General features: G+C 58.3%; 7 protein-coding genes. 5 read left to right on the top strand and 2 right to left on the bottom strand.

Going from position 1 to position 7950, the window contains the following annotated elements:
• Nucleotide 1 precedes the first annotated feature (1 nt).
• From fieF to G113_RS17425, 4 genes are all read left to right on the top strand, one after another.
• Complete coding sequence (gene fieF, locus G113_RS17440) at nt 2-862, top strand: cation efflux pump FieF (RefSeq protein ID WP_005907917.1); 861 nt, start codon at nt 2-4, stop codon at nt 860-862.
• An 8-nt stretch (nt 863-870) separates the two neighbouring features.
• Complete coding sequence (gene cysE / locus G113_RS17435; protein WP_005907916.1) at nt 871-1650, top strand: serine O-acetyltransferase; 780 nt, start codon at nt 871-873, stop codon at nt 1648-1650.
• 20 nt (nt 1651-1670) lie between these two features.
• Entirely contained in the window at nt 1671-2951 is a 1281-nt protein-coding gene (locus tag G113_RS17430) for a hypothetical protein (protein ID WP_005907915.1), read from the top strand.
• A 169-nt stretch (nt 2952-3120) separates the two neighbouring features.
• Nucleotides 3121-3330 (top strand): cell division protein ZapB, encoded by a 210-nt coding sequence (locus G113_RS17425; protein ID WP_005907913.1) that lies wholly within the window; start codon nt 3121-3123, stop codon nt 3328-3330.
• Nucleotides 3331-3464: 134 nt separating this feature from the next.
• Here G113_RS17425 and elbB read toward each other — a convergent pair whose 3' ends face one another.
• Nucleotides 3465-4118 (bottom strand): isoprenoid biosynthesis glyoxalase ElbB, encoded by a 654-nt coding sequence (elbB, locus tag G113_RS17420; protein ID WP_005907912.1) that lies wholly within the window; start codon nt 4116-4118, stop codon nt 3465-3467.
• Nucleotides 4119-4520: 402 nt separating this feature from the next.
• On the opposite strand from elbB, the gene polA reads away from it, so the two are divergent.
• On the top strand, nt 4521-7265 hold the full coding sequence (polA, locus tag G113_RS17415) for a DNA polymerase I (RefSeq protein WP_005907911.1): 2745 nt from the start codon (nt 4521-4523) through the stop codon (nt 7263-7265).
• 99 nt (nt 7266-7364) lie between these two features.
• Here the strand turns inward: polA and G113_RS17410 are convergent, their stop codons facing one another.
• The gene (locus G113_RS17410; protein WP_005907910.1) at nt 7365-7904 is read right to left on the bottom strand and encodes a gamma carbonic anhydrase family protein; all 540 of its coding nucleotides are present in this window, start codon (nt 7902-7904) and stop codon (nt 7365-7367) included.
• Nucleotides 7905-7950 lie beyond the last annotated feature (46 nt).

The raw sequence follows: 7950 nt of genomic DNA, 5'->3' as shown, positions 1-7950 counted from the left end.
GATTGGCACGGCAACCCTGCTCATCACAGCCAAGTTGATCGCCTGGCTGATGACGGACTCTTCCAGCCTGCTGGCCTCCCTGACCGACTCTTTCATGGATGTCAGCGCCTCCATCATCAATCTGCTCGCCATCCGCTACGCCCTGGCGCCGGCCGATGAGGAACACAAGTTCGGCCATGGCAAGGCGGAATCCCTGGCCGGGCTGATACAGTCGGCCTTCATCTCGGGTTCTGCCCTGCTGCTGGTGATGCATGGCATCTCCTCCTTGCTCAAGCAGGATCCCATCTTGCGACTGGAGGCGGGGATCTGGGTGAGTGTGGGCTCCATAGTGCTGACCTTGGCGCTGGTGGGGTTCCAGCAATTCGTGGTGGCGCGCACGGGTAGCGTGGCGATCAAGGCGGACATGCTGCACTACCGCTCCGATCTGTTGCTCAATGGCGGTGTCCTGCTCGCCTTGGTGCTGGCAGGGCAGGGCTGGTTCTGGGCCGATGGTCTCTTTGCCGTACTGATCGGCCTCTTCCTGTTGTGGGGCGCACTCACCATAGGGTACGAATCGGTGCAAGCACTGCTGGATCGCCAGTTGCCAGAGGAGGAACAAGCGAGAATAATAAGTCTTTGCTGTCAGGTCCCTGGCGTACATGGGGTTCACGACCTGCGTACTCGCCAATCCGGGCCTACCCGGTTTGTACAGTTGCACCTTGAGCTGGACGATCAGCTCCCCCTGGTCAAGGCCCACCAGATCGCCGATGAGGCGGAATTGGCGGTGCGTCAGGCGTTTGAGCGGACGGATGTCATCATACATATGGATCCTATCTCAGTAGTGCTCAAGGAACAGCAAGGCCCTCCAATCGAACAACAGTAGGCAGTAACATGGATGATCTGGTTGCCCACACGTGGCAAAAAATTCAGCTGGAAGCGGGCAGGATGGCGGCGGAAGAGCCCATGCTGGCCAGCTTCTTTCACTCCACCATTCTCAATCATGAGACGCTGCGCTCTGCCTTGAGCTTCCAGTTGGCGAACAAGCTCGACAGCGCAACCATGCCCGCCATCGTCCTGCGCGAAGTAATAGAACAGGCGCTGCGTAGCGATCCCGGCTTGCTGGCTGTGGTCGCTGCGGATATTTGTGCCGTGCAGGAGCGCGACCCTGCGGTCGAGTTTTTCTCCACTCCTCTGCTCTATCTCAAGGGATTCCATGCCTTGCAGGGTTACCGGGTAGCCAACTGGTTGTGGAAGCAGGGGCGCCGCCCGCTGGCCCTCTATCTGCAAAACCAGATATCTGTGGTGTTTGGGGTGGACGTGCACCCCGCGGCCCGGATCGGCAAGGGCATCATGTTCGACCATGCCACCGGCATCGTGGTCGGCGAGACGGCGGTGATCGAGGATGATGTCTCCATACTGCAGAGTGTCACCCTGGGCGGAACCGGCAAGGCGGGCGGCGACCGTCATCCCAAGATCCGTGAAGGGGTCATGATAGGGGCGGGCGCCAAGGTGCTCGGCAATATCGAAGTGGGGATGGGCGCCAAGATAGGCGCCGGCAGTGTGGTGATCAACCCGGTGCCGCCCCACACCACGGTCGCCGGCGTGCCCGCCAAGATAGTGGGCCATCCCGACTGTGAGAAACCCTCTCTGGACATGGACCAGTGTCTCTGAACTCTCATTAAGGCGGGCTCATGGCCAAGTTGTGGTCGGGATACCTGATCCTGGCAATGTGGCTGCTCAACCTGCTGCATCTTTACGGTGGTGTCTCGCCCTGGCCAGCGGCGCTGGCTGCCTGGCTCGCCTCATTGCTGACCTGGCCCAGGCTGGCGGGGGCGGCAAAACGGCAAGCCCTGGCGCTTTATGGCGCCGCCTTGTTGTTGCTGTTGTTCTCCCTCTGGCGAGGCGCCAGTCTCTCCCTTGGGGACTGGCTGCTACCCAACATCAACATGCTGACCATGTTTGCCGCCGTCAGTACCCTCAACCTTGCCAGTGTCGGCCTGCAAGGCGGCACTAGCGCATGGTCTGGGCGCAAGGGGCTGTGGAGCACGATGGCGAGCCTGAATTTGCTCGGTGCCGTCATCAACCTGTCTGTGCTCTTCATCATCGGTGATCGCCTGGAACGCAATAACAGCCTAGAGCGGCGTCAGGTGATGGTTCTCAGTAGAATCTTCTGCGCCGCCGCCTTCTGGTCACCTTTCTTCGTGGCCATGGCCGTTGCCTTGACCTATGCCCCAGGGATGCAGCTCGCAAGTATCATGCCGTTCGGTATTATCGGTGCCTTGCTGGCCATGGGGATTACAGCCTGGCAGGTGGAGAGACTGGGAGCCATAGCGGAATTTCAAGGCTACCCGCTGCGCTTGCAGACCCTGCTCCTGCCGGTGGCCTTGGCCGTGGTGGTGGTATTGCTCAAACAGCTCTGGCCTGAACTCAGCATTCTGGCGGTGATCGCCCTGGTGGCACCCGCCCTTGCCCTGGTGTTCATGCCCCATCAGGGGCGGGCCTTGGCACTCAAGCGTCAGGTAGTGGAGCGGTTTCCCGCCATTGGTGGCCAGCTGGTACTCTTCCTCGGTGCGGGTCTGCTTGCCGCCAGCATCAACAGTGCTCTATCCACCTTTGTCTTTGGCGATCACGGTCTGCCGTTGTTCAATCACTTCGGCTGGCTGGAAGCCTGTTTGACCCTGTTGTTCATGCTGGTGGTGGCCATCTTCGGGGTACACCCGCTCATCAGCATCTCGGGTCTGGCTCCCCTGCTCTGGCCCTTGCTCCCCGATCCCAGCCTGCTTGGCATGTGCTTTCTGCTTGGCTGGGGACTGGCGACGGGGACCAGTCCGCTGTCCGGATCCAACCTGGCTCTGGCCGCCCGCTACAACTTGAGCGCAGCCCTGCTGCTGCGTTGGAATCTAGCCTACGGCGGCCTCATGTATCTGGTTGCCTGCCTGTTGATCGGGGCTTACCTGGCCTGGTCTGGCTGAGTCAGGGCTTGATGTGAAGAAAATAGACGCAGATTTGAGCTGGGAGGGCGTCGAGACCCCATTTTCCCTCGCTCCGGCTTGTTTGTGCCGAGCGGCTCAGGGTATGCTGGCCTCACGCGCTGGAATCGCCCTCTGTGGGGCATCGCAATTGAACAAATAGGTAGGCATCATGTCATTAGAAGTCCTTGAACAACTCGAATCCAAAGTCCAATCTGCCGTCGACAACATCTCTTTGCTGAAGATGGAACTGGACGATCTGAAGCAGCAGAACACTCAGCTGCAAGATGAGAACCATCAGCTGCGCAATGAGCACCAAGCCTGGCAAGAGCGTCTGCGCGCCCTGCTAGGCAAGATCGATCAGATGGATGAAGCCATCTAAGCGATGCGCTCGTTCGCTGCACATTGAAAGGCCGCTCATCGAGCGGCCTTTTTACTGAGATCAAATTGCAGGGGGGCGATTCATCTCGCGAGCTCGCCAACCTGTCCCGGCCTGTGCCATGCAGGGCATCGAGCTCAACACATGCCGAGCAGCTGCTTGACGGTCTTCTCTATGCCGTCTGCCGCTTCGGCTATGTTGCTGGCCAGCATGTAGGCAGGGGTGGAGATCACCTTGCGATCCTGATCCACCACGAACTCATTGACCGGGCAGTTGAGATGGCTGCCACCCATCGCCTCGATGGCGTTGGCGGTGCCCTCGTCGTGGCCAATGGTGGCCAGGGTGCCGGCGCCGTAGATGAGCGGGATCATGGCCGGCGCGATGCAGATATAGGCGGCAGGTTTACCTGCGTTGGCAAAGTGCTGACAGGTTTTGAGCACATCTGGCTGGATCTGGCATTCCGCCCCCTTGACGGCGAAGTCGCACAGGTTCTTGGCTGCGCCGAAACCGCCGGGTAGCAGAAGGGCATCGAAATCGGCGGCGTCCAGCTCCGCCACATTGCGGATCTGGCCACGGCAGAGGCGGGCCGCCTCGACCAGCACGTTTCTACTCTCTCCCTCGCTGATTTCCCCAGTCAGGTGATTGATGACATGCAGCTGGGGCACATCGGGGGCAAAGCACTGATACTCGGCTCCCTGGCGCGCCAGGGCCAACAGGCTGATCACCGCTTCGTGGATTTCACTGCCGTCAAATACGCCACAGCCACTCAAGATCACGGCCACTTTTTTCATGGGGATACTCCTGATTGTCGAAAATGTGAGCCAGGATGGAAACTGGCACTTTGGTATGGTTATCGTTCACCCTCGACTGGTCAAGTCACAGTGCTGTGCTAGGATTGTTTCGTTTTGGATCCTGCCTTACCAATCCCCTTAAAATTTTTTCCACATTTACCTAGATCATCAAATCTGCAACATTGCATCGTTGTTGTTTTGTATGGCATTGGTTTTAAATGGTTTTTTTGTTGCTCTCTGAGTTTTTTCACAGGGTTGGCTGCTGCATTGTGATTTTAGACACAGAGTTATCCACAGATTGTGGTTGGCATTTAGCCAGTAATCGGCTAGACCAGCCCCCTTGGTGCTGCCGTGCCCCTGTGGCATCCTAGCGGCTGTTTATCTCTCTGGCAGGACGACTTCATGGCCCCTAGCAATCCCCTCATTCTGGTCGACGGTTCTTCATACCTGTATCGCGCCTTCTTCGCCTCCCAACAGGCTGACCTTCGAACCTCGACCGGGTTGCCAAGCGGCGCCGTACGGGTGATGGCCAACATGATGCGCAGTCTGCGCAAGCAGTACCCAGACAGTCATGTTGCCGTGGTGTTCGATGCCAAGGGCAAGACATTTCGCGATGAGATCTATCCCGAGTACAAGGCGACCCGCGCCAGTATGCCGGACGATTTGCGCAGCCAGGTCGCCCCTATTCACCAGATGATCAAGGCGATGGGCTTCCCCTTCTTGATGGTCGAGGGGGTTGAGGCCGACGATGTAATCGGCACTCTGGCTCGTCAGGCGACCGAGAAACAACTGCCGGTGCTCATCAGCACGGGTGACAAGGATATGGCACAGTTGGTCTCTGATCATGTCACGCTGATAGACACCATGAAGGATGTGGTCACTGACAGAGAAGGGGTGATAGAGAAGTTCGGTGTTCCCCCTGAACTCATCATCGACTATTTGGCGCTGATGGGGGACAAGGTGGACAATATCCCCGGTATGACAGGGGTGGGTGAGAAGACGGCGCAGGCCCTGTTGCAGGGGATCGGCAGCATCGACCAGATCGCAGCCAATCTGGACAAGGTCGCCGCCCTCGGTTTCCGTGGCTCCAAGGCATTTGCCGACAAGTTCCGCGAGCAGGAGCCGCAGGTGCGTCTCTCTTATGAACTGGCGACGATCAAGACTGATGTTGAACTTGAGCAGTCCCTTGAGGAGTTGGTGCTTGGCCCTATCGACAAGGAGTCACTGCTGGCTGTCTACCGCGAATATGAGCTGCGCAACCTGGTCAAGGAGCTGGAGGGGAGTACCGATGCCAGTGACGATGCGCAGGTCGAACCGGATAGCACACCGGCTATCGAAACCGATTATCAATGTGTATTGACCGAGGCTGAGTTTGACGGCTGGCTTGCCAAGCTGGCCGCCGCCGAGCTGTTTGCTTTCGATACCGAGACCACCAGTCTTGATTATATGGAGGCGCGCGTCGTCGGCGTCTCTTTTGCCATAGAGCCGGGCAAAGCCGCCTATGTGCCCTTTGGTCATGATTATCTGGGGGCGCCGGTTCAGCTGACCGAGGCTGTGGTACTGGGCAAACTCAAGCCGCTGCTGGAAGATAGTACTCACCTCAAGGTGGGTCAGAACCTCAAATACGATCGCAACGTGCTGCTCAATCACGGCATCGATCTGCAGGGTATCGCCTTTGACACCATGCTCGAGTCCTATGTGCTCAACTCCACCGCCAGCCGTCACGACATGGACTCCCTGGCCAAGAAGTACCTGGGGGTGGATACCATCTCGTTCGAGGCGATCGCTGGCAAGGGGGCCAAGCAGCTCACCTTCAATCAGATCGAGCTGGAGCAAGCTGCACCTTATGCGGCGGAAGATGCCGACATCACTCTGCGCCTGCATCATGCCCTCTGGGGTCAGCTCTGCCAGGAGCCTTCCCTGGCCAAGGTTTTTCAGGAGATAGAGCTGCCCTTGCTGCCGGTACTGGCACGGATGGAGCTGCTCGGCACCACCATAGATCCCAAGCTGCTGCATCAGCAGAGCCAGGAGATAGAGCTGCGCCTCAAAGAGCTGGAAGGTCAGGCTCACGAGCTGGCGGGTCAGGAGTTCAATCTATCCTCCCCGAAACAGCTTGGCGAAATACTCTTTACCAAGTTGGCGCTGCCCATCATCAAGAAGACCCCCAAAGGTGCGCCTTCTACGGCGGAAGAGGTGCTGGCCGAGCTGGCTGAAAACTATGAGTTGCCACGGCTCTTGATGGAGCACCGCACCCTGGCCAAGCTCAAGTCAACCTATACCGACAAACTGCCCTTGATGATCAAGCCCCGGACAGGCCGGGTGCATACCTCCTATCATCAGGCCGTGGCAGCGACGGGCAGACTCTCGTCCACCGATCCCAACCTGCAGAACATCCCGATCCGCAACGAACAGGGGCGCCGCATCCGCCAGGCCTTCGTGCCCATTCCGGGCTACAAACTGGTGGCGGCGGACTACTCCCAGATTGAACTGCGCATCATGGCGCACCTCTCCGGAGATAAGGGGCTGTTGACCGCGTTTGCCGAGGGTAAGGATATCCACAAGGCGACCGCCGCCGAGGTATTTGGTGTTGCACTGGATGCGGTCACCATCGACATGCGCCGCAGTGCCAAGGCGATCAACTTTGGCCTCATCTATGGCATGAGTGCCTTTGGCCTCGCCAAGCAGCTGGGGATTGGTCGCGCCGAGGCGCAGAAGTACATGGATCTCTATTTTGAACGCTACCCGGGCGTGCTCGAGTACATGGAGCGCACCCGCCAGCAAGCCGAGGCTCAGGGCTATGTCGAGACCCTGTTCGGCCGTCGTCTCTATCTGCCGGAGATCAAGTCTCGTAATGCTGGCTTGCGCAAGGGGGCCGAGCGTGCGGCTATCAATGCGCCCATGCAGGGGACTGCTGCGGATATCATCAAGCGAGCCATGATCCAGGTCGAGGCCTGGCTACAAGGCATTCAGGATGATTCCATCCACATGATGATGCAGGTGCACGATGAACTGGTGTTCGAAGTCCGGGCCGACAAGGTTGAAGAGTATGTGCCGCTTATCAAGGCCCTGATGTCGGGCGCCGCCGAGCTGCATGTGCCCTTGGTCGTGGAAGCCGGAACAGGGGACAACTGGGATCAGGCTCATTAAGAGAGTGCATACCGCTTCCTCTCTATCATAAGAGGATGCTGGTCGAATGCTAAGAGGAGCCCCGGCCTGGATATCATATCGAGGTCGGGGCTTCTGCTATCAGGTTTCCTGTAGATACTCATCCTTGAGCAGGACATAGTTATCGGCCGATGTTTTGAGGAAGGCTATCTCGGCGGGTTTGAGGGGGCGAGCCTGTTTCACCGGATTCCCCATATAAAGGAAGCCTGACTCGAGTAGTTTGCCAGGCGGCACCAGACTACCGGCACCTATCATCACCTCATCTTCGACCACGACCCCATCGAGAATAATGGCGCCCATGCCGACCAAAACCCGATTGCCTATGGTGCAACCGTGCAGCATGGCTTTATGGCCGACGGTGACATCCTCGCCGATCAGCAGGGGATAGCCATCGGGATTGCCAGCGCTCCTGCGGCTGAGATGCAGTACTGTGCCATCTTGGATATTGCTGCGAGCACCGATGCGGATATGGTTTACATCCCCCCGAGCGGCCACCATGGGCCAGATGCTGGCATCGTCGCCCAGATGAATGTCGCCCACCAGAGTGGCGCAGGGGTCTACATAGCTTCGGGCACCCAGTTGCGGGTATTTTCCCTGGTAAGATCTCAGTCTCAGGTTCATCAAGGCCTCCTTGTTTCCGGCCATTCTAGCAATTGAAAGACCGTTT

This window comes from Aeromonas molluscorum 848 (assembly GCF_000388115.1).
Lineage (GTDB): Bacteria > Pseudomonadota > Gammaproteobacteria > Enterobacterales > Aeromonadaceae > Aeromonas > Aeromonas molluscorum.
The sequence above is the reverse complement of the archived record's forward strand: the minus strand, read 5'-3'. Positions and strand labels throughout refer to the sequence as shown.